The 23,751-nt window shown below is 43.5% G+C and carries 14 protein-coding genes; all 14 read right to left on the bottom strand.

Annotated features, from left to right (window positions below):
• Positions 1 to 74 precede the first annotated feature (74 nt).
• The 14 genes from AC1TO4_RS04155 to AC1TO4_RS04220 all read right to left on the bottom strand — a co-directional run bounded on the left by AC1TO4_RS04155 (position 75) and on the right by AC1TO4_RS04220 (position 23,369).
• Positions 75 to 2,189 (bottom strand): S-layer homology domain-containing protein, encoded by a 2,115-nt coding sequence (locus AC1TO4_RS04155; RefSeq protein ID WP_482104288.1) that lies wholly within the window; start codon positions 2,187 to 2,189, stop codon positions 75 to 77.
• Between the two features lie 202 nt (positions 2,190 to 2,391).
• Positions 2,392 to 3,459, bottom strand: a complete 1,068-nt coding sequence (locus AC1TO4_RS04160; RefSeq protein ID WP_482104289.1) for a C40 family peptidase — start codon at positions 3,457 to 3,459, stop codon at positions 2,392 to 2,394.
• Between the two features lie 192 nt (positions 3,460 to 3,651).
• A complete protein-coding gene (locus AC1TO4_RS04165; protein ID WP_482104290.1) occupies positions 3,652 to 5,559 on the bottom strand; it encodes a S8 family peptidase in 1,908 nt (635 codons plus the stop codon).
• An 84-nt stretch (positions 5,560 to 5,643) separates the two neighbouring features.
• Complete coding sequence (locus AC1TO4_RS04170; RefSeq protein WP_482104291.1) at positions 5,644 to 7,143, bottom strand: N-acetylmuramoyl-L-alanine amidase; 1,500 nt, start codon at positions 7,141 to 7,143, stop codon at positions 5,644 to 5,646.
• 235 nt (positions 7,144 to 7,378) lie between these two features.
• Positions 7,379 to 9,589, bottom strand: a complete 2,211-nt coding sequence (locus AC1TO4_RS04175; protein ID WP_482104292.1) for a 5'-nucleotidase C-terminal domain-containing protein — start codon at positions 9,587 to 9,589, stop codon at positions 7,379 to 7,381.
• A 118-nt stretch (positions 9,590 to 9,707) separates the two neighbouring features.
• Positions 9,708 to 10,904, bottom strand: a complete 1,197-nt coding sequence (locus tag AC1TO4_RS04180; RefSeq protein WP_482104293.1) for an aminotransferase class I/II-fold pyridoxal phosphate-dependent enzyme — start codon at positions 10,902 to 10,904, stop codon at positions 9,708 to 9,710.
• 168 nt (positions 10,905 to 11,072) lie between these two features.
• Positions 11,073 to 11,987 (bottom strand): DMT family transporter, encoded by a 915-nt coding sequence (locus AC1TO4_RS04185; protein WP_482104294.1) that lies wholly within the window; start codon positions 11,985 to 11,987, stop codon positions 11,073 to 11,075.
• 233 nt (positions 11,988 to 12,220) lie between these two features.
• Positions 12,221 to 13,438 (bottom strand): polysaccharide deacetylase family protein, encoded by a 1,218-nt coding sequence (locus tag AC1TO4_RS04190; RefSeq protein WP_482104295.1) that lies wholly within the window; start codon positions 13,436 to 13,438, stop codon positions 12,221 to 12,223.
• A gap of 88 nt (positions 13,439 to 13,526) precedes the next feature.
• The gene (locus tag AC1TO4_RS04195; RefSeq protein ID WP_482104296.1) at positions 13,527 to 14,144 is read right to left on the bottom strand and encodes a 3'-5' exonuclease; all 618 of its coding nucleotides are present in this window, start codon (positions 14,142 to 14,144) and stop codon (positions 13,527 to 13,529) included.
• Positions 14,145 to 14,495: 351 nt separating this feature from the next.
• On the bottom strand, positions 14,496 to 18,371 hold the full coding sequence (locus AC1TO4_RS04200) for a S8 family serine peptidase (RefSeq protein ID WP_482104297.1): 3,876 nt from the start codon (positions 18,369 to 18,371) through the stop codon (positions 14,496 to 14,498).
• Positions 18,372 to 19,678: 1,307 nt separating this feature from the next.
• Complete coding sequence (locus AC1TO4_RS04205; protein ID WP_482104298.1) at positions 19,679 to 20,149, bottom strand: general stress protein; 471 nt, start codon at positions 20,147 to 20,149, stop codon at positions 19,679 to 19,681.
• Between the two features lie 167 nt (positions 20,150 to 20,316).
• A complete protein-coding gene (locus tag AC1TO4_RS04210; RefSeq protein WP_482104299.1) occupies positions 20,317 to 21,615 on the bottom strand; it encodes a permuted SH3 domain-containing protein in 1,299 nt (432 codons plus the stop codon).
• Positions 21,608 to 22,303, bottom strand: coding sequence for a hypothetical protein (locus tag AC1TO4_RS04215; protein WP_482104300.1), 696 nt, complete (start codon positions 22,301 to 22,303; stop codon positions 21,608 to 21,610). The genes AC1TO4_RS04210 and AC1TO4_RS04215 overlap by 8 nt, the downstream gene beginning before the upstream one ends.
• A 610-nt stretch (positions 22,304 to 22,913) precedes the next feature.
• Positions 22,914 to 23,369: a transcriptional regulator gene (locus AC1TO4_RS04220; protein WP_482101096.1), complete on the bottom strand. Its 456-nt coding sequence runs from the start codon at positions 23,367 to 23,369 to the stop codon at positions 22,914 to 22,916.
• Positions 23,370 to 23,751: the final 382 nt, after the last annotated feature.

The raw sequence follows: 23,751 nt of genomic DNA on the forward strand, positions 1-23,751 counted from the left end.
AGTTTCTACCGTAAAAGAAAAAACCCCAGTCAATCAGTTAAATTCTGATTGACTGGGGTTTTTATTGTTTGTTGTTATTTCTTTGGATAGCTAATTACGTTAACTACGTCTTCACGCACATAGCCGTATTCAGCGGATTGTAGATCCGAAAGGACTTTGTACCAAGTATAGTTGTCTGCTCCTTTAAGTGTTTCGACTATGACCAATGGATAGCCTAATGGATAGCCGACTCCTGGAGCGTAACCTTTATACACACCTACATTTCTTGCTTTGTATTCAAACAAAACGTTAGCTGATGATGAAGCATCAGGTGATGTTCTAACTCGGGTCGGTATGTCAAATTTGGTAATTGCGATTTGACTGTATTCATGGAGGTCTTTCCCGCCCATTGCTTTATCATGTTCATACATATGAGCTCCTGCTTTCGCACCCCATGTCGGGTCCGATGCATAATTGACATTGAAGCCCGTCGTTTTATTACCAAATGCAGCTCCTAGGTTTCGGCCTAAGCCGCTAGCGGGATTAATATAGTTTGGATTTAAGAACGCATCTGCCAAGGCTACTGCACTTAATTCAGGCGATTTAAACGTCCCTTGATCCGGGCATAGTTTAGTCAATGAATCATATTTATAAAGACCGAAGAGATTGTTGCATTGTTGAGCAGTTTCGCTCATTCCGTAGTCACTTTCATGAATTGCAAGTGACAAAATCATCAATGCATTAATTCTTCTTTCTTTTTCAATGGTTTTGAAGAAAGTTCCCATTCCAATTAGTTTGGACTTTTCACTCGCTTTAGCGTACTTGACAGGAGATACAATTTCTCTTTCTGTCAATTTCTCAATAATATATTCATTTAACTCTTCAGCTGTATAATTCGTTACTGTACGTGCGGATAAGTACTGGAAATATGGGAAATACGTACCTACTCCTTGTCCTTTTTCATTCATAAAGTGGACACCGTCCGGACTATAGTAGACTACCCCTTGCTTCAAAAAGTCGGGTGCCGGTCCGATTGCATACCAAGCTGATGATTTACCCATGTAATTATATATATTATGGATTAGCGTTCCATATTGACTTACAGAATAATTGTCTCGTTTTGTTACTAATGCAAGTGGGATCAGGTCTACTTGCGAGTGTTTCACGTAGCCTTCAGTAGCGCCAACTTGGACTTTCACATAGTTGTCGGTCGAACCAAGATAACGCATTTCTCTGCCTTGTTCTATATACGTTACTTGCTTTTTGAATGCAGCGTCAGAATAGACTACTGTATTCTCTTTCGCTCCGCTCGCTGTTTTATTATCACCAAAAGCCATCCCTGTTTTAACTCGTACAAGTTCATTGCCTCGATACATTGCTTGGTATTTAGCCGTATTATTGAAATCATCAGCTGCACCCAAATATTCTTTATATGTTTTTGTCGCTTTTACTAGTTTGCCATTCTCTATCGTGGCTAATGTGTACAAGTTGGAATCCACGGGTGGTGTTACCGGCGGTGTAACAGGTGGCGTAACGGGCGGTGTAACAGGCGGTGTTACCGGGCCGCCATAGGACTCCTTCGCTTTTAAAAAGCGTGAAATGAATGCTGCTGCCTGTTCGCGTGTCGCGTTGGACTTTGGTTCGAAACGGTAAGTTGTGTTAGGATCCTTTGCGTTGTTTGGGAATCCACTAATGATATTGTAATTGATGCTATAAAGTACGGCGCGGAATCCGCCGGATGAGACGAAATCTTTTCTGTCAGTGAACTCGATTCGTTTTTCTACTGTAGCCATTTGACTATAATCCAATACGTTCTTCATTGTGAGTGCTACTTGTTCACGAGTGATGAGATCATTTGGCTTGAATGTATTATCACTGGAGCCTACCATGAGTCCCGCGCCGCTCACTTTATGGATTGCGGAGGCTAATTTCGATGTAGGCGGAACATCTTTGAAACTCCCATTTGCTTCTGGTAGTTCAAGCGCTCTGGCGATGATTGCCGCAAACTGCGCGCGTGTTACGTTTTCCGTCGGTCGAAACGTTCCGTCTTCATAACCGCTCAAGTATCCTTTTTCAATCATTTCCCGCATTTCTAGTTCGAGAGAGCGTCCCGTCAATTCATCCGCATTTGCAGAAATGTTTGAAAGACCAACTGAAAGGGTAAATATTACTAACAAGGTTGCAAATAATTTACTACTAATTCTAGTCATTTCTTTCCTCCTGTATAATTGTAGTTTTTCTCTGACTTTCTAGCTTTACTCTAAATCTATTATTATCGTATCACTATTACTATACTTGTCTATCAGTTTACCCCTTGGGTGTACGAGAAGTAAATAGAGAAAAGGAGCCGTTCGTTTATCGTAACGAGCGACTCCCTTCTATTTGTAGCTGACTTTACAACTATACCATTTCTTATTTAACGCTATAGAGTGCTGCGGAGAATTCTGCACGTGTTGTGTTGGCATCGATTGAGAAGCTTGCTGTTTGGAAAACCGTCGTCTTATCCAATAGCTTCAATGCAACAATTGAATCATATGCCCAGTACGAAGCCGGTACATCTGTATAAATTGATGCGCTTTTCACTTGACCTTCAACGGAATCTGAAATGTTGAATGCACGCTCTAGTATTGCCGCTAGTTGCGCTTTCGTTAATGGGTCATTCACACCGAATTTACCATTCGAGTATCCCGCCAGTATTCCTGCCTCATTCATCGCTGCAATGTCTTTTGCAAATGAGTGTGTTGTTCCTACATCCGAGAAAATAACGTTACTTTTTGGTTTTAGTTCCAAAACACGATTTACCATTGCGGCAGCTTGTCCCCTGCTTACTTGTGCTTCGGGACGGAATTCCTGATTTGGGAACCCACTGATGATTCCTTCTACATTAAGTTCTTTTATCGCATCATAAGCTGCATGGGCGACCTGAACGTCAGCAAAGTTGCCATCCGTGACTGGCGCTAATTCTGGTTCTGGTGTTGGTGTTGGTGTTGGTGCTGCCGATTTAACTGGCGTATTAGTCACAGAGTCAAGACGTTTTGCGCCTGCATATCTTGGATTCCAGTAAGGATTCGTGTCGATATTATCAATTTTAATTCCAGCGCTTGATGTTGCCGAAATCATATTGCTATTGCCAACGTATATTCCTACATGTGATATTCTACCTTTTCCACCAGTGCCTGCGAAGAAAACAAGATCGCCCGGTTGTAAATCACTTTTGCTAACCGCAGTCCCTTGACTGTATTGTGCGGCGGCTGTACGATTCAAGTTGATGCCTAATTTTTTATAGACATAACTTGTGAACCCGGAACAATCAAAGCCTGATGTTGTCGTTCCGCCATAGACATATTTGATGCCCAGTAGCTTTTTAGCTTGAGTGACAACTTCGTTTGGTGTTGCGGCACTCACTTCCTGCATTTGTGTGACTGGTGCGATTGTTAGTAGTAAAGCCGTAAGGACGACAAGTATGAACTTTCTTCTCAAATTTACACCCCGCGTTAATTTTTTTGTCTATTTATCTATTAGTTTGTGTTCTTATATACTATCTCATAGCTTTATAGTATCAGATTGTAGACCTTTATTAGATTACAGTTCCATTACAATCACGTAACAGAGGTTTATCGACAAAAAGGCTCAACTATCACCTTTTAGGTAATGGTTGAGCCTTTTTGTCATTCAATTGAAAAGATCGGGTCTTTTCGCCCCAGCGAGAAACACACTAAATGTTGCTCTGGTCATCGGTTCTTGAGGTCTAAAGGTGCCATCCGGGTAACCTTCTATAATACCCGTTTGCGCTAATGCACGAACAGCTTCATAACTTGTTACATTCGGAGTCATATCTGTAAATTGAGAAGGCCGTGATTTATCAATGGGAAACTGGAATGCTTGTTGAAGTAATAATGCCATTTCTGCCCTTGTGACGGCATCATCAGGACGGAAGGTACCATCTGTGAAACCAGCGACAAGATTTGCTTCAACCGCAGATTGGATATAACCTGAAGCAAAGCTATTCGGATTTACATCCGTGAAAACAGATTTTCGTTTCTCACCGTTATGTCCAAGCGTCCTACCTAGCAGAACTACAGCTTCTGCACGTGTGATGCGAGCGTCAGGCCTAAATGTGTTATCTAAATAGCCGCTTATCCCTTCGTTATACGCCAAATATGCTATGTGTCCGATATACCATTTATTTTGGTTTATATCTTTGTATTGGGCAGTGTCTACATTAACATTGACCTGCTCAGTCATTTCTTTTCCTTTTACACCTTGGTAAGACAGCGTTAGCTTATGATTGCCCTTGAACCGATATAATTCCCACACTCCCGGCTCGAGTTCTTTTATATCAACGTCCCCCGCCTGAAGTTTTCGGTTCGTGGTTCGATCTGCATTTGACAGTTCCACGACGATTTTACCACGTTCACTATAATGGGATGCGATTGGAATTTCTTCAATTGACATCGGATAACGCACAAGACCGTATCCAAATTCCTTATCGCGCCCTTTCACACCAAGATCTTCTGCTGTGTTTGCCAAAATAGCTCTCATCTTCGTATTCGAAATTTCCGGTAATCGTTCTTTTAGAAGCGCAATGACTCCTACGACATGCGGAGATGCCATTGACGTGCCAGATAACTCCATATAACCATCACGGATTCCGTCATTATCTAGTGAAATTGGGTAAGTACTTCTAATCTTGTCGCCTGGTGCAGCCATTTCTACTTCCGCGCCGATTGAAGATTGAGTAAGACGGGATTTGTTTTGCATGATAGCCGAAACAGCAATAACATGAGCGTATTTAGCAGGGAATTGGACAGAATCTATTAAATCGCCAAATTCCTCATTTCCCGCAGAAGCTACTAAAATCATCCCAGACCGATAGGCTTTTTCAATCATCAGTTTCAGTGCGGGATCATCCTTATCTGTCGTTATACTCATATTAAGGATATCGATGTTATTCTTAATCGCCCATTCTACACCGGCAATAATATCCGAAGTTTTCCCCCTATTTTTTTTATCAATTATTTTTATGGAATATAGCTCTACATCAGGTGCAATCCCGATTGTTCCAATTCCATTATTTTTTGCCGCGATGATTCCCGCTACATGTGTGCCATGCCCTAAATCATCTGAATAGGGCGTTCCCTCTGCACACGCCTCTATTGGCAATGCGCAAATTCCACCCGTCACTTCCAAATCTTTATGACTGACATCAATCCCGCTATCTAGCACCGCTACTTTGACACCTTTTCCCGTGTAAGGCGAGGTGTTTTTAGGAAGCGCATTAATCAGTGCAAATTGTGCCGGTATGGTCTCCTTTATTTCAGCTACTTCATAGTTATTTACTGGGAAAACTTGCAGATTGGTATCATTGTTTTTTATCTTCTTAAGTTCTTTATCACTTAATGCAACTTCCACCATCGGTAGTAATTCGAATCCTCTAGTAAAATCAGGGAAAGCCTTTTTAATAATTTCAACGTCCCCATCGGGAGAATACAATAAATAATTTGTTTGCTCTTCTGCATACGCAGAGATAGGTAATACGGTCAATATTAATAGAAATGCCGCGGTGATGATACTTTTCAATATAATCCCTCATTTTCATATGTAATGGTATTACGGATATAAAAAAACTCCCCCAGCTAGTCGTGGACTAAGTAGGGGGACTGATTAATGAAGTTTACCGCTCGGTTTAGCATTGACCGTATTATATAATGGTATGATGTCTTGCCTATTTTCATAGTATAAGTAATAGTCTAGCGTGGCCAGGAAAAGTGCTTTAGCCATCTTTTCACGACCTGCCTCTGTATTCATTTGTTGAATATCCTTCGGGCTATCGATGAATCCGATTTCCGCTAGTGCGGCCGGCATTGTATTTTCACGAAGTACCGCGAAATTTCCTTTAGAGTTATTAGGATTCACACCGCGGTTTCTAAGATTATATGCCTCCAACATCCGATTTTGAATGTATTTAGCAAGTGCCCGTGATTCTTTTACATGCGGATTATTTGCAGCTGTTTTGGCATAATAAAACGTTTCTTGTCCATTTGCGCTACCATTGAAAGCGTTTGTGTGAACAGATATGAATATATCTCCCTTATTCGCCTTTGCAAAATTAGTACGGCCTGATAATTCTACAAACTTATCGGTTGTACGCGTCAATTTAGCCTGAATAGGGGTCTTATCAAAATATGTTTTCATTTTTTTCGATATATTTAATACCATATTCTTTTCTAAATAACCAATTCCTACAGCACCTGGATCTCTTCCACCATGACCAGGATCAATAATGACGACAATGTCTTTCAATGCTTTACCGCCCGGTAATGTTGGTGTTGGTGTTGGTGCTGGCGTTGGTGCTGGTGTTGGCGTCGATGGTTTGTCAATTTGAATATATGCGGTGTGGACAAATCCTTTTTTACCGTCGAACTGTACGAAAGCCCAATCCCCAACTGAATAAGCATACTTTACATTCTTTCCTGTACTCACGTTACTGATTGAAGGATAAGATGTATTCGGGCCTGACCGAACGTTTAACGTGGTAGCATTTTTCGTATTCACGAACATGTCTACATCGAATGTTTCTTTTTGCGTTGTACGGAAATCCGCATTGATGCTCCTTGTCAAGAATACGGCAAAATCTGCGCGTTTAATCGTTAAAGATTCACCAAATGAACCGTCAGCTAAACCTTCCGCAATGCCTTTGTTAAGTAGTGTAGACGTCGCTACGCTAACTGAATTCGCGTTATATTCAAATGCACGACTGATTAGGATAGCCATTTCCCCCCTACTTAGGGTGTCATTGGGATTGAAGTTCCCATTTTTGTAGCCTGATATAATTTCAAGATTCACAAGTCTATGTATGTATCCTGAAGCGGAACTGTTTAATGTTACATCTGGGAATTTTGTGTTAACTCTTTCCCCATTTAGACCAAGCGATCGTCCCAACATGATTGCTGCTTCCCCGCGTGTTACTTCCCGATTTGGGGAGAATTGTGTGGGTGTGACACCGCTTGTGATACCACCTTGAACTAAATAATATATTTCAGCCTGTGCACGATGTGACGAACCGACATCAGTGAAGTTTATTGCACTGGCTTTCCCGTGATTTATTGGAGTAAGAACAACTGCCATCAATGCGACGCATATGATGAGTAACCACTTTTTCACTCAATTTCCTCCTTTTAATACGCATTACTCTCCATAGAATACATTAAATAGTAATATTCTTCTATATAACTATCTACCTATATATTACTAGTTTAGTAATTAAACCATGCAAATCCGCTCTTATACATAGCTATTCCCAATCTAGTAAACTCTTGACTTACTGTATTAAATATCAAATTCACAGAAAAAAACCATCCGATGGCATTACTAGCCAATCGGACAGTTTAGGTTCTACTTATTCTTTTTCAGTTGCATTAACATTGATAATACGACCTTCAACTTTAGGTTCTACCCCATTTTCAAATGTCGTCATGTATTCAATTAGGTTTTTGTAGTCTAAGAATCCAGGTTCTGATACACGGCCCTCTTCGTATGCTTTTTTGAACGTAGTGAAGCCGTCTCCCCCTTTAGCTGTGAAGATGTTTGTCGCAACTATATATTCCTTTTCATTATTTAGCGATTCGAAGTCAGTACCATTTTTGACGGAAACTTGCTGAACGCGTTCGCCGACTTTCTTAGAGCTGTCATAAGTAAATTTCATTCCTGCAACTTGAAGGAAAGCCCCATTCTCTTTAAGGCCTCCATCCCCTCTTAAATCAGCTGCAACCGAATGCTCAAGTACTTCAATAATTTCTGTACCTGTAAGTTTGACAGTCGCTAATCCGTTACCGAATGGCAATACTTTCAATACATCTCCGGTCGTAATAGCCCCTGCTTCAATAGAGGTACGAATTCCTCCACCGTTTTGAAGAGCGATAACCGCATTTTCATCAACAAGCGTTTTTGCCGAATAAAGCATGCCATCTGCAATCAGATTTCCAAGGTTCATTTCACTATGTCTGATGCTCGCCGTGCCAGAACTGTCATTATCACGACTTGCATCAAGTTTCACAAGTGCTTCCACACCGATTGACTCTTTTTTGATTTCTTCGATTTTATCAGCAAACGGTTTTAAAATTTCCATAGCTTTCGGATCGGCCTCATATTGAGTTTTATCCCTAGCTCCTTCACTCGCATCCGTGCTTAAAAGTTCACCTTGATATATTGTAATTTCTCCAAACTGGTTAAATGTTACGTCTAACGTTCCAAGATATTTCGCGTACTCATTCGCTTGTACGATGACGGTTGGTGCATCAAATTCAGTCGAGACATACGGTTCTGCAATGCTTGAGTGCGTATGTCCCCCAACTATAATATCGATTCCTTCTACTAACTTCGCAAGCTCTTTGTCATTGTCATACACAATTGCATCATCAAATCCGATATGTGTAAGCGCAATGATTTTATCGACACCTTGATCTTCAAACGCTTTAACAGCGGCTTTTGCTTCTTTAATGTAATTGCTAAATGCAACAGACCCAACACTAGAAATGAAAGGCGTCTCTTCTGTAGTCAGACCAAACACACCAACTTTTTCGCCGTTGACATCCTTAACTACACCGTTATAAATTTGACCATCTTCATACTCTTTTGAGACAGATTTTGTTTGTAATCCTTCAAATAACTTGTCTTTAGAGAAGTCAATATTTGCTGTCAATAAAGGGAATTCCGCTGCTTTCACAAAATCCGCAAGTGCTTGATGGCCTTCTCCAGAAGAACCGAGGTCAAACTCATGATTTCCGAATGTCATTGCATCAAAGCCCAGGTGGTTCATGAGTTCAACGTCCGCTTGTCCTTTGAATGCATTAAAGTACAAGTCTCCGGAGAACACGTCACCTGCATGGAGAAGAACGTTGTTTTTATTTTTTGCACGGGTTTCTTTCACTGCCGTAGCAACGTAAGGGAAGTTATCAAGGTAGGCATGTGAATCGTTCATATGCATAACCACTAGATCCATGAAGCCGAAATGCGCTTTTGCACGGTCGATGAATAGTGCAAGTTCACCACGTTTCAATGGATCTTCGGCACCAAACCTCACTTCAGACTTGCCTTGTGTGATTCCCCCTTCTATTAGTGCCGAAACGAATGGGGCAAATCGTTTATTGACATCAGTAAATTTCGTTTTCGCAACAGAACTGTCAACATCCAGCAGGCCAGCACTTGCAAGCAGTTTTGCAGCCTCGTTTCGTGTCAATTTGTCATCAGAGCCAAACTTCGTCTTTGTTTTACCATCAACAACCCCAAGTTCCACCAATAAATTGACAGCCTGTTCTGCTCGTTTTGGAACATCTGTAAAACCTGCATCTTTATACTTTTTAGACTCATCGTACCCGATTGTTCTTGCAATTAGAACAGCTGCATCGATACGTTTGATGGTTGTTTCCGTGCCGAACTTCGTTTCATTAGACCCTTCCGTAATTCCATTCGAGAAAAGGAATGCTACTGCCCTTTCGTACTTTTCGGATACGTCGGTGAATGTGATTTCGTCTGCAGACGCTACTGGTACTATCATTACTGCCATTGCCGCTGCAGCCGCAGCGGTTGATAAATACAATTTTTTAGACATGTGTCGGCCCCCTGATAAAGTAGTTTGCTAACATAATTAACTGTTTATTCTACCTTACCAGATTTATCAAAAATAGACTATGAAGTAATTGTAAATTTCAACAGTTTAATAGTATCTCTTACATAAGTGGTGGATCCGGGACAATATGGCGTTCGTTGTTGCGCCAGTTGGTTACCCAGTTTTCTAGGCGGTTCATGGCGATTTCGAGTTGGTCGAAGGCGTAGGCGTAGGAAATTCGGACGTGTCCTTCGCCGTAGGAAGTGAAGGCTGTACCCGGGACGACGGCGATTCGGGCTTCGTCGAGTAGTGTGTGGGCGAATTGTTCGGAAGTTAGGTTGAACTCTTTAATGGAAGGAAAGGCGTAAAAAGCGCCGTTCGGTTTGACGGTTGGCAGTCCCATAGTGGTGAGTCGGTTGTAGATGTAATCACGTCTGCGAATATATTCCGGGTTCATAGCAGCGGGTGTATTTTGGCAGTCTGTCAGTGCGGTGATGGCTGCGTACTGGGATGGAACACTTGCGCAAAGAATGGTGTAGGCGTGTACCTTGACGGCTTGCTGCATCCAATTTTCGGCGGCGAGCAGGAAGCCGATGCGCCAGCCTGTCATGGAATGCGATTTTGATAGGCCATGGATGAGGATGAGTTTGTTTTTTAGCTCGGGGTACTGGGCGAATGAGCGGTGTTCTCCTTCGAATATGTTTTCACTGTAGATTTCATCGGAAATGATAAAGATTTCGTGTTTGGCGAGTACGGCGGCAAGTTCGTCCATTGTCTTGCGTGGAATCGTGACGCCTGTTGGATTGGATGGATAATTGAAGATGATTGCTTTTGTTTGTTTAGTGATGCGTTTTTCGAGTTCTTTGGGATCCGGGATGAAGCCGGTTGTTGTGGTGTCGAGAAAGACCGGAACTGCGCCGGCGAGTGTGATGAGCGGCTCGTAGCCGGTATAGATGGGCGCGGGTACGATGACTTCGTCGTTTTTTTCGAGAATGGTCTTAAATACGGTGTCCATCGCTTGGCTTGCGCCGGATGTGATGATGATTTCCGTTTGTGGATTGTAGGTGAATCCGTATTTCTGGGTGAAGAAATTGGATACTGCCGTTCGGAGTTCTAGCATGCCTGCGTTATGGGAGTAGCCGGTTTTATCGCCCGTGATGGCTTGTTTGGCGGCTTTTTTGACGGCTTCGGGTGTTGGGAAATCGGGTTGTCCGATGGTCAGGTTTATGGCATCTAGGTAGTTTGGAAGTAGGTTAGAGATTTTGCGGATGCCAGAAAGTTCAATTTGCTGGACGCGCGGGTTGATGGTGAGTGCCATTCGATTGGTTCCCCCTTTTTGGTGACGGCGTGGGTTGAGTGGGTGGCCGTCTTTTTTTAATTGGTGAGTAAAGTATATGCAGGATTAGAGGGAAACATTTCGGACGGTTAATTGGATGAAAAAGGCCGCCCAGTGTGTTGGACGGCGGATAGTTTGTTGTGCGGACGTTTACTGGATATTTTCTTCAGTTTTTTTGCGCCGTTTCTTCCATAGTTCTTCGGCAGCACCGGATCCTAAAATGACGCCGGCGACGATTAAGACGAACCCTAAAAGATGGCGATAGGTGATGATTTCACCAAGGAATAGTGCCGAACCGAGTAATGAAAATAGGGTGTTGAAGTTAATAAAGATGGCGGCTTTCGACGGGCCAACTTTTCCGACAGAGTAATTGTAGAGCATGTGTCCGACGGCTGTACCGATTACAGCACTTGTCGCGAAGCCAAGCCAGAACATAGGCGGAACGGTGGCGAATGCTTTGATTTCACTGGGTTCTTGAATCAGGCTGATGATGAATAAAACGGCGCTACCGACAATCATCATATAGGCGGTCATGATGCGCGGATCGAGTGTTTTGGCCGCTTTGGCGATGACTAGGAATGACAGTACTTGTGTAGCGATGGAGACGAATATGAATACATCGCCAAGTGCAAGACTGGCGAGTCCCCCACCTGCGAGGACGACTGAACTAACGCCGCCGAGGCCGACGATGAAGCCGACCCATTGAACTTTAGATGGTGAGATACGCATGATGAGCGAAACCGATATTGCTGTTAGGACGGGGCCTAAGCCGAGTATGAGTCCAGCGTTTGTGCCAGATGTACGGACGAGGCCCATGTTTAGGAAGTAGTGATGGAGGACGACGTTGAGCATTGCGCCCCCGATGATATATTTCCATTCTTTTTTGGTTGGCAGTCGTAGCAGTTTGAATGCGCCCAGGATGATGAAGACGGATATTCCCGCTAGCAAGAGTCGGAATGTCGTCATGGTGACGGGCCCCACGTATAGAAGCAGGTATTTGAGGAGCGGTAGGTTGAATCCCCAGATTAGCATTGCGGTGGTCAGGAGTGCATATATTTTCCACATGTTCGTGGCCTTCTTTCTTTGTTTGGTGACGGACACCTTTGTGATTTTGGTTTTGGGTGTTTGTGGAGCTGTTTGTTTTAGTATAGCTGAGTTTTTGGATTTTTGGTGGAATTTGGGGGAGTTTGTTTGGGGGGATTGGTGTGGTTTGAGCGGTTGGATGGCATATGTGAGCGGGCGCGTACGAGTTTATTCCACCAAACAACCACCGCCCCGGGATGCGAGGCGGTGGTTGTTTAGAGTGTTGTGTCTTGTAGGAAGTTTTGGATGATGTGGTGGTCGGGTTCGTATTTTTTTAGGGTGTAGCCTTCATCTTGCAGCCATTCGATGATTTGCGGTAGTGCTTTTGTTGTTTGGCTGCGGTCGTGCATTAAAATGATGATGTTGCGGTCACCGGATTTGTAGGCTTTTTCGACGCCGGTGCGGACGTTTTTGATGATGGTGTTTGTTTCTTTGTCTGTGTATTTCCAATCTAAGGAGTCGACGTCCCAGTCCCACATTTTGTATCCGAATTTGTTCAGTTGTTTTTGCATGGCGGGTGTGACGTGTGGTTTGCTGCCATATGGGACGCGGAGCAGTTTGGCGTTGCGTCCTGTGATTTTGTGGATGAGTTTCGTGCCTTCGTTCATTTCACCGATGAATGCTTTTGGTGTTTTGTATACTTTTTTGGCGTCGTGCGTCATGCTGTGCGCGCCGATATAGTTTTCGTTTTTGGCGACGGCTTTAACAATGGTTTCATTGTCAATCATCTTTTTTCCTAGGAAGAAGAATGAACCTTGTGTGTTGTATTTTTTCAGTGTGGCGTTATTGATAGTGGTGAATTTGTTGGGGCCGTCGTCAAAGGTTAAGTAGACATTTGTTTCCGATTTTGCGGGTTGTTTGATAGGTGTTTTGACTACTGGCAATTTTACTGGTGGTTTACTTGGCGTTTTGACTACTGGCGGTTTTGCTGGTGGTTTGACTTTGTGTTTTTCATCCAACAACTTTTTAATGTGTATTTCGTAAGTTTCAGCGTTCATGTGCTTGTAGTCGTCTCGATAAATGCGCAGGGTCTGCAGGTTGGGGAAGTATTGTACTTTGAATCCAAATTCGCGGGCGATGTTTTTGACGCTGATGAAGAGCTCGCCGTCGACGTTTACAATGGGTGTAAATTTGAGTTCTATGCCGTTTTTCGTTGTTTTTTTCATGGTGTCGTCATAGCTGAGTTCGATGCCGTTCTTTCGGATGTGGGTGATGTCTGATTCTTGTTCCACTGTAAGATATAGCACTTTTGCGATGTCTTTCAGTGGTACTTTCATGTCATTGTCGATGACGCGGACGTCTTGAAAGTCGAGTAATCGGTCATGGAGTCCTACATGGCGGGTTGGCTTTTTGACTGCTGCCTCTCCCATAGGTATGCCGAAAACCAAACTCAACACGAGCGCTGTACAGATGGCAAATACAGTTTTTTTCATCGCACTGCCCCATTTCTTTATGCATATTTTCATCATAGCAAAACCTGCTAACCGTTATTGCTGATTTAGCAGATTATGCGGGGGTTTATTATAAATGACTTTGCGTGCAGTATTGGTAGATTGCGGCGGTGGCGAGACAGTCTCCGATTGCGTCATGCGCATCGTGTTCGAGCTGCAAAAACTCGGTCAATGTTGTGAGCTTATGGTTTTGTGTTTGTGTGATTTTCTTCCGAGCTAGTTTGACGGTGTCAATGACGGTGAACGACGGGATTGTGATGCCTTCTATGCTGTCTAGTGCATACAGGAAACCCATATCGAATGAGGCATTGTGGGCGATAATCGGAAGGTCTCCGATGAATTCGAGCAGTTCGTCAATTGTTTGTTCTATGCTTGGCGCCCGTTGAACTGATTCATTTGAAATGCCTGTAAGGTGTGTAACTGCTAGTGGTATGTGACGGTATGGATTAATGAATGTATTGAACATGTCTTTCATTTCATGATCAATGTATTTTATGGCGCCGATTTGAATGATTTTGTCCGCACCTGCTCTTAATCCTGTCGTTTCAAAGTCGAGTACGATGTAATTATTTACGGAGGCTGATGATGTTATATACTTCTTATCCTTTGCCGCTCTTCTAGCGCCCCAGTTTTGTTGTTTCGGCTTTCTTTCGAGTAATTCGAATGCTTTTGTATTCCAGTCAGCCATATAGGCACATCCTTTTCAGTAGTTTCCTTTTCTGATTAATAGTAATTCTACTTATACTACTTAATACCCTTTTTTTCAATGGTTACTCATTAATTTATTGGAAATAAAAAAGCGAGATTCCGATACGATGAATTGGAATCTCACTTTTTTAAAACGATATTGTAATAAGATGAATTTAAGAATTTAACCTATGATACGGGCTGTTGCTTTCCGTTCCAGCACTCGCTTTCCGCGGGCGTTGCCTCAGCCTCCTCGTCGCTTCGCTCCTGCACTCCAAGCAACTGCAGCTACTTAATTGGAAAGCATACAGCAAAGATTTATGTGCAATTCTTTGGAAGGTGTATTACATAGTTAGTCATTGACTACTACGAAGCTACCCGCACCTTTTGTTTCGAATTCGAGTGTATTGTTTTTGTATTTTGCTTTATAAGTTTCATTCGAATGAAGGTCGAGGACAGCGACTTTGTTTGTCTTTTTCACTTTGGTTTCGTCGATTGGAAGGTTGATTTCGATTTTTTCATTGAAATGAGTCAATGCGAATCGATTCTCTCCGCTCCCACCTTCTAGACCAAGTGTGAAGTTTTCGGAAACCGCATCTGCGATTGATGACGCCTCAGCCGTGTTGAGTGTGATTGTCACGTCACCGCCAGCTTCTTTCCCTAGTTTTCCGATCGCTTTTTTCGATAATTTGTATGAAGCTTCGCCTTTTGTAATGACTAGGTTTTTACCGGATTTTTCAATCGTTTGCCAGATTGCAGCACTGAATTCGATTGTGGATTCCTGTTCGGACGGCGAAACTGTGATTTGGATTTCTTTTGCCTTTTTATCATTTACTTGACCTGCGATTTCATCTTCCGTTACTAAGTGTTTTGGAACTTCCGTTATTGCCGCTACTTCAACAGCAATCGTTGCAGTAAATTCTTTGTAGCTGACCGTGATGTCTGTTGTACCTGCACCGATTGCTGTAACGATACCATTTTCGACGGTCGCTACGGTTTCATCAGCAGACGTGAATGTTGCACCTTGCGTGACGTCTTTGTCTTCTTTCGTGCCGTCCGGTTTTGTTGTCGTTTCAGTTACTGTTACTTGTTCCGTCGCACCGATTTCAAGTGCTAGGTTTTCGGTGTTGACAGTGACTGTTACTTCGTCAGATGGGACGCCGACGAGCAGTTCTTCACCGCTATTTCCTGCTGCATCGTTGATCACTACTTTAAGCGAGTCCGTTGTCGCGTTAAATGCAGGTGCAGAGAATGAGTACGAGCCGTCTGCAGCCAGTTTAAATTCTACAGGCTCTGCTGCTACGCCATTTTGCGTTAAAATATAAGTTGCTTTCAGTTTTGAATTAATATCATAGTTTAGACCATATTTTGCGAGTTCCGCGTTGTAGTCCAGGTATTTGTCTGTCACTTGCCCAGTTGCTTGTCCGTTTATTACCGAACCTGTAATTTCCGGTTGCGTTGTTTTTACAACAATCGGTCCGACGTAGCCGTTGACGATAGGTGGTGTACCTGAAACCGTATCTCCTGTGAAATCAAAAGTGTATAATCCATCGGGAATGGTTGTCAATGCTGCGCCCGAAGTCCAAGGTCTATACTGCCCTTTCACACCTAGCTGGTATGAACCTGCTGGTAGTGATGCCGCCGCATGGAGATAACCGATGTAACCGTCACCGAATTCGCCGCCATCTGGATTCATGATATCCCAAATTTCTAGGTAGTTCGCGTTGAGATCACCTGTTACAGTGAAGGAAAGCATTGCCTCATCTTGCACACCGTCCCCGTCAAATGACAAGTCCGTTTCCGTAATTTCAAAGTCTTTGAATTGTACGGCAGCTACTCCGCTGAAATCCGCTGCGAATGGCAATGAAATCTCTGTGTCTCCGCCTGTGATTTGGATATAACCAAGCAGTTCAGAACCCGCTACCGCATTTGCTTGTTGAGAAGCTGTCAATGTAACTGTCAGTAATTGCTCACCATTCAATGTGAATGAAGATTTGTCGACCGTTACTTGTGCGTCTGCGAAGGATTTCGTAACATCGACTGCTACATTGTACGTTCCGCCGCTGCCTTTCACGTCTTTCACAAGAATCTGTTTTGTCACAGAGATATTGCCTTCTTTAATGGCTTGAGGACCGAATGTCACTGTCCCTTTTTTGTTTTCGACCACTGCATTGCTATTGTCGAGTACTGCTGTATCGATTGCATAAGCAAGTGCAGATGGATGTGCTGCCGCATAAGCGTCTACACGCCCCGCGCCTTGCGCCATGACATCATACTTAGCTGTGTCCAAAACTTTTGCTGTGTTGGATAAAGCAACTTTCACGTCAAACGCGTTCCAAGAAGGATTCGCTTGTTTAACTAGTGCTGCGATACCCGCTATATGCGGTGTTGCCATCGAAGTACCTGTTTTACGTGAAAATGCTTGGTCATAATTTGCTGTTGGGTTGTCGTCTTTGTACATTGGAATTGTTGACATGATATTCGTTCCAGATGCACTGACGTCCGGTTTAATATCAAAGTTCGGCGTTGACGGACCACGTGAACTAGATGCGTTTACCTCGTCACCGATTGTTATGGTCTTATTGAAACCTGAGAATGTTACTGTGCCTTGTCCATTCGTAAGCGCAGCGCGAATTGCTTCGCCATCTGTTTGAGACAAGTCGTACGCTGGGATGAATTCAAATGCATCGCCAAGGAACGTGCCTGATGCAAGTGGCGCATTTGAGCCGCCAGCAAAGTTATGAATCAAGACCGCAATTGCGCCTTCTTCTTTTGCTGCATCAATTTTGTCTACAAAGGCAATTTCCCCACGTGAGACAAGTGCTACTTTTCCATTTAAGTCTAGGCCTGCATAATTGGCTTTTGTACCCATTCCGGGTATTGCTACGACTTCGTACTCATCTGCTAATTGCCAAGCTAGATCTACTCCGAATGTCGTTCCCATAAGGTTCATTGTTTTTGATAATTTGTAGTCCCCAACGGTTACTGTTACATTGCTGTCGAAATGCGCTTCAGGATTTGTTGTATTCCCGACTGCAATTCCAAGTCGCGCTGTTGCAGGTGTCCCCATTGTCCCGCGGTTCGGGCCAGAATTACCTGTTGCGATTACTGAAATTGTTCCGGCCATCATTGCGTTATTGATGGCAAATGAGCCTGAATCTGTTTCAGAGTTTGCTCCGCCACCAAGTGATAGATTGATTATATCCATCTCTTGGATCACTGCTTCTTCAATGGCTGCAACGATTCCAGATGTGGATCCGCTGCCGTACGCACCCAGAACGCGGTATGCGTATAAATCTACTTTCGGTGCAATCCCTTTAACATTGTATGGATTGTCTCCGATTGCAGCAATTGTACCCGCTACGTGCGTACCGTGAGACGTGTAGAAAGCGCTTCCACTTGCATTGAATTCAGGCGTTGCTGCAGGACGTTCAGACGGTAGTGTTTCTGATGCGTCGTCCGCTGCACGCGTTTTCGTATATGTGGAAGAGTTGGGTATAAAGTTCTTGCCGCCTTTATAAATTCCAGCAAAGTCCGGGTGGTGTTTGTCGATGCCCGTGTCGAGCACCGCGACTTTAATCCCCTGCCCTTCAATGCCTTCATCCCATAATTTTTCGATTCCGAGGAAAGAAATGCTTGTATCCATTGCCGCATCGACTGTTCCGGATACAGGCGTGACTGTTTCTTCGAATGCGTGGACTTCCGTATCCGGCTCGATTAGCGTAACGCCGGTAAGGTCGAGCATTTTTTCGAGGTCTTCGGCTTTAACTGTTGCAGCGAAACCGTTAAGGACCGTATCATAGACGAATTTCTCGTTGATTTTAATGTTTTTAATTTGAGCTTCTTTTTTCACCATTGCTTGTTGGTTTTTCACTTTTGATTTTATCGCAGTTGCTTCTGTTGCTGAAAGTTTTTCCCCTTGTAGCTCTTTGATCCCCTTTTCGAGGGCTACGGGTTTTTCGGATAGGTGAACAATAATGGCTATTTGCTCACTTCCTGTTAATCCTTGTAGGTCTTTGTGCAGCTTGGAACCGCCTTCAAGTCTGTTTAGTTGTTCCGCGATGGCCGCTTTTTGTTGCATGATGCTTTCATTAGCATTTTCTGGCTTGAATGGCAGTGCACTTGCTGTTTCTGCATTTGCTGACGCTGAAAACGGTGTCAGTAATGATAGAATCATTGCGATAGCCAAGAAAGCACTGAACCGCTTAGTGAACGTGTTCTTCTTCAAATTTGAGTCCCCCTTTGCCAAATTAGTCAGAATAGTGTAACACCATTAATTTACCATAAGTTTACTAGTGTGGTAATGATACAAAATACACTTTGTGATAAATCGTTCAATGGGACTTTATGGAGTGGAGATTGTGCTGATATTGCTTCGGCACAGGATGGAGTTAGAGATTCTGCTAATACCGCTTCTGCGCTGGATGAGAGATGTAAGAAGCGTATTTCGTTATCGGGGATTGCTACGGCGATTAATATGTGTCCCGATACAATGGATAGAGTTGGAAATCCCAATAATACCGCTTTGTGGATGCCTCCGAAGCAACTTAAAAAGTCCGATTTCCTTCATTCCCGTTGATTTCCGTTCCGAGCGGACGCTTTCCGCGGGCACGGCTTCAGCCTCCTCGTCACTGCGTTCCTGCGGGGTCTTCAGCCAGGGAAGAGTGAACTTCTTTCTCTTCCTAGCTGTTCCCGCTGGAGTCGCCGCTCTTCACTACAATCAACTAGTTCTTACTATAAAAAAGAACTTCTTCAGTGCCCGAGATGCCTCCCGCGATAAGCCCAAAAGAAGATCAGGGAGGGATTGAACTGCATCCCTCCATCAGTCTTATCGCTTCGGCTACCACGAAGTCGCGCCTTCGCTGGATGGTCTTGTTAGAAAGCATTTCGTTGTCGGGGGTGAGATTTGCAGCCTTTAGTGCGTCCTTCTTAAATGAAATTAGCATCAAATAGTACACACATTATATCTCAGTCCATACATCTCAAAATCACTCCCTCTTTAATGAACAACCCCAGCGCAAGCGCGGCAAAGGGGTCGCCGAAGCCGTGAGACTGGATGCGAAGCGTTAATCCAGGCTCAGGGCCAGAGGCATCCCCAAAGCGCCAAGCGGTATAAATTCTATACTCCGAATCACAACTCACTCTCGATAATGTAAACTCCAGCGCAGGCGCGGCAAAGGGGTAGCCGAAGCCGTGAGACTGGATGCGAAGCGCTCATCCAGGCTCAGGGCGAAAGGCATCCCCAAAGCGCCAAGCGATCTACAATCCACACACTGAACCTGCAACTCTTTCAATAATGGAAAACTCCAGCGCAGGCGCGACAAGGGGTCTCCGAAGCCGTGAGACTGGATGCGAAGCGCCAATCCAGGCTCATGGCGAAAGGCATCCCCAGAGCGCCAAGCGATCTACAATCCACACTCCGTATCACACCTCTCTCTATAAGAAAAATACCAGGATAAAATAGAAAAGATGCGATGGATCGTCATTAGTTGACGACACATCGCATCTATTTTTGATAGCATTTGATATTCCTAGTTAGATAAGTGGGCGATATGGATCGTCCGGACGCGTGTAATCGCCGTCTACCAACACAAGTATTTTGCCTTCATTGAAATAATCGTTGTATCGTGTCGCTTCTTCTTCAGGGATACCCATACCAATAAGTGCGCCGGCAAGTCCCCCGACTCCCGCTCCAGCAGCTGCACCAGTGATACCAGCTACAATTGGTCCGGCAGCAATGATTGGACCGATTCCTGGAATGGCGAGTGCACCGATTCCAGCAAGAACACCACCGAGGCCGCCAAGAATTCCACCGGTTGCCGCTCCTGTTGCTGCACCGTCAGCTGCATGTGTACCTGTTTCATCTGCAATGGCTTCGACGTCTTCCGAATGTTTACTCATGACCGATATCTCATCTGATCCATAACCCTGTCTTTTTAAATCTTCAATGGCTGCAATTGCTTCAGCCTCAGTATGATAATGTCCCACTACATGTCTTGTAACCATTTCATAACGCCTCCTAGAATTTTGTGAAAAGCTAATTGGCTTGCTAGTCTAGAAAATACCCCTTCACTCACATCTGAAACATGTAAACTGTTACAAACAGATTACAGTTTATGAATCTATGTGTTTTAAACAATGAAAAAAACCCCGCAAATTGCGAGGTTCGTACTTCATCGAATTAGTATATATTTCACGTAATTTCTCCATCCGAATGCTCTCCATTCTTTCTTTGAAGGCAAGTCGGTAGGTATCGGTAGAAACACTTTTGGTTCGTATACATACTCCACCAGCGATGGTTCCTCGAGTACTACATCACCAAGTGTTAGACCTTCCGTCACAACCGCACGTGTTTCCCACGCAAACGGGGTTTTTACATCTCTTTTTTCGGCACGTCCTTCTTTGTTAATCATCCATACAGACGCACTTTCTTTATACAAGTCATTTAGCCATTTTTCTTTTACAGAGATGGCATCCGTGGCTTCATTGACGATAACAACTGCGTTGATGTTGGATCCGTACGGAACAGATTCTACTGCCTCGTCCGTTAAAATACGAACTTCATAATAGCTTAGCGGATTCGTAACCTGTGTATCGTCAAGTGCCTTATATGCATTTAGCCATTCATTGTCCAAAGCAGGTGCTTGTGAAACGGATAGCACAGTTCCTTCCACAGCATTTTCGAAGCCCGCTCCTTGAATGATTACTGGGTCACCGTTTTTTATTTTTAGCCATTCTTCGTTTTTCGTATAGGTGACAATCGCCTTTTGTGAACTAAAAATATCGACAGCAAGCGTGGAACCGATACGGGTCACTTTGGAAACGACACCGTCCACAGGGCTAATCAATGCGGGCCTGTCCGGATTTTGGGCCAGCTGTGCTTCGATAACCGTTTGTTGACGTTCGATTTCTGCCAAGTCCTGTTCAGCCGCTGCAATTGCCTGCGCAAAAGATCCATCCTGTTTCACATCGACATTGACATCCACGTTCAAACCGACTTCAAGCTTGGTTTCTTCTGCACCTTCTGAGACATTGTCTTGTCGATTGACGTTCGATGAACTATCGGATTGTGCATCTTGGCGTTCGGATTCCAAAGTGGAAATCATGCTTTGTACCGAATAGTACTGCTGTAGAAGCGCATCACGTTCTGCTTCCCAGACAGCACGTTGACCTTCTGCACGCTCTGTTTGCAAAATCGCGATTTCATCCCCGACCGTGACAGGGTCACCTTCTTTTACGAGCCAAGAATCGACTGTATCTTCTCCGTCAATGTAGACCGTATACGTTTCAACTGGCGCAACAAATCCTTCTTTTGGTAGTTTCTCCTGGTAATCACTGCTTGTCATTCGTTCAAATTGATCAACATAGACTGATTTGGTGATGACGCTTTTATCAGAAAAGAGCAGATAGAAGTTTGCTGCCAAAAACGAGCTGATTGCAACGGTTACAGCAATATTCTTTACTTTACTCATTGCCGACACCCCTTTCTATGAGGGAATGGAATAAGTCTTCCAGCGGGATAAATCCAACAGCTGCTACAATGAGTGCCATTGCTACGTGTATTCCTATCAGAACCCAGAAAAACCCTTTACGTTCAATACCGCCCGTATAAGAACGGATGAATTGATATTGAAGTGCGATGATAATCGCGGTCGTCACTGTCAATTGATTGAGGAAAAGAATGATGTACCAGTTATTAAGAAAAGTTGCTGCAAGCGGTCCGAAAGATAGAAACGACACGCTAGTTGCTGCCCCTTTCATTGTGAACACAAAGAAAATAACCGCTTTCTCGAGCAATAGAATACCTGTTACAAGCAATTGCAACGGCATTAGTTTTTTAAATGGAATCACAGTTAATCGACTTAGTATGTAAGCAAATCCGAAGAAATGAAATACCATATAAATAAGTGCCCAAAGTATTGCGCCCAGCAGTGAAACATATCTTGCAATTGTATAATCGGTTGTAGTCATCGTCGAAAGGAGCGATGTAATAGACTCCGTATTCATGCCCCATATATCACGTAGTGCGAATAAGAGGACTCCGATTAGAAATACGAATAAGAAACGCTTTTTAAAACCGCGCATCTTCGAATTTTGAAGTTGGTCCGCCAATTTATACGGATTCGTCAAGAATTGCCAAAACTTAAAATCAAAAAACATTGCGGTAATCCCCTTCTGCTAACTATGGCTGAATTTGTTGAAGTCACAACTACTCCTATGCTTACTTTAGCAAAAATTGAGAGATTTGCAATGTTTGAAGGCTTAAAATTATGTCCAGTTTACTAGTTTAGGGAATTGCAAGTGACGGAAACCCCTCTTTCACTGTTTAAGAAACGAACTTTTTGTCTATCCTTCTATAAAAGAGCACAGTAAAAAAAATTATGGGAAATGTTGTTTCTCTTATTTCCCGGGAAATCGACAATGGTCGAATTGTTGTTTCTGAAGGAGATTATCCCTTTTCATTCTGTTTGACAGGTTTGTTATTGTAATCTTTATTCAGCAGAAGACTCTCACCTCCATAGGTGGAAGATGAATGCGGTTTTGTTTTCCTGTTCAGCGTGTGTCCAAACGCCCGCTGAACAAAGGTAAGCCTCCGGCAGATGTCACAGATTTTGAAAGGAGTCAATCGAGCAAGCTCGATTCAAAATCTGGACGCAATTACGCCAAGGCGTAATTGATAGTGTGAGAGAATAGATAACACTTGGGATTAAAGACAAAAAAAACACCTACCGTTAACGTCCAACGACAGGTGTGTTTCAAGTTTCATTTTTCAATTTTGCTGCAGTCCTTCCGTCAGTTCATCGAATAATTGTATGTCATCTGTTTCGAGCGCATAATCAATCATACGCGTTCTGTTTTCCGCCTCTAAATGTTCTATAATCGCTGCAGCTTCAAGTGATATCACTTCCGGCATTTTTTCTTGTGATTCGATCCCCATCTTCCCTTCTAGGATAACTGTTAGATGCATGTGAAGATCCGAAATAAGAAGCAACTGGTAGAGTGGCAAGCGTATAAAGCGATTCCCACGTTGAAAAACAAATACTTCTCCTAGATTTTCAACTTGCAAACTTCTCATATTGACAACGATTTCTTTTCCTTCCGATGGAATGAATTGAAATACGTCTCCTCCTTTTATGATGGAGAAATACTGGTAGGCAAATACGAGACGGAGACGGTAATCTTCTTGGCTTGTGAAAAAGGGTGTCATCCTTTGTACTGATAGCATCTTTCTCCCTCCCTTTTATTGAATATTCTACTTATTATCAGTCTACCACATCCGCTTTTGTTTTGTGAATGTTTTGTTAACTTTTCATCTATACATTAATCTATTATATTCCGCTTGTATATATGCTGTTACTTGTTAATACTTTTAAATCCTTTGGCTGTTTGGGGCCTAATACAAACAAGTTTGTCCTAGCGAGCATCTATTCAATTCTCCCTTGTTGACTGAAATGACCGGTTCCTTTGCGAAACCGAGCAATACGATTTGAAGGCTAATCAATTACGCCTCGGCGTAATTGCGTCCAGATTTTGAATCGAGCTTGAGGCCTACAGGGAAGGATTGAACTGCATCCTTCCTTGTTGCCGCAGGACGCGGCGATCTTAGG

It is taken from the genome of Sporosarcina sp. Y838, from assembly GCF_056786515.1.

Coding starts and splice junctions, on each gene's coding strand:
- AC1TO4_RS04155 (WP_482104288.1), bottom strand. CDS start 2,189: ATGACTAGAATTAGTAGTAAATTATTTGCAACCTTGTTAGTAATATTT.
- AC1TO4_RS04175 (WP_482104292.1), bottom strand. CDS start 9,589: ATGTCTAAAAAATTGTATTTATCAACCGCTGCGGCTGCAGCGGCAATG.
- AC1TO4_RS04180 (WP_482104293.1), bottom strand. CDS start 10,904: ATGGCACTCACCATCAACCCGCGCGTCCAGCAAATTGAACTTTCTGGC.
- AC1TO4_RS04185 (WP_482104294.1), bottom strand. CDS start 11,987: ATGTGGAAAATATATGCACTCCTGACCACCGCAATGCTAATCTGGGGA.
- AC1TO4_RS04190 (WP_482104295.1), bottom strand. CDS start 13,438: ATGAAAAAAACTGTATTTGCCATCTGTACAGCGCTCGTGTTGAGTTTG.
- AC1TO4_RS04195 (WP_482104296.1), bottom strand. CDS start 14,144: ATGGCTGACTGGAATACAAAAGCATTCGAATTACTCGAAAGAAAGCCG.
- AC1TO4_RS04205 (WP_482104298.1), bottom strand. CDS start 20,149: ATGGTTACAAGACATGTAGTGGGACATTATCATACTGAGGCTGAAGCA.
- AC1TO4_RS04210 (WP_482104299.1), bottom strand. CDS start 21,615: ATGAGTAAAGTAAAGAATATTGCTGTAACCGTTGCAATCAGCTCGTTT.
- AC1TO4_RS04215 (WP_482104300.1), bottom strand. CDS start 22,303: ATGTTTTTTGATTTTAAGTTTTGGCAATTCTTGACGAATCCGTATAAA.
- AC1TO4_RS04220 (WP_482101096.1), bottom strand. CDS start 23,369: ATGCTATCAGTACAAAGGATGACACCCTTTTTCACAAGCCAAGAAGAT.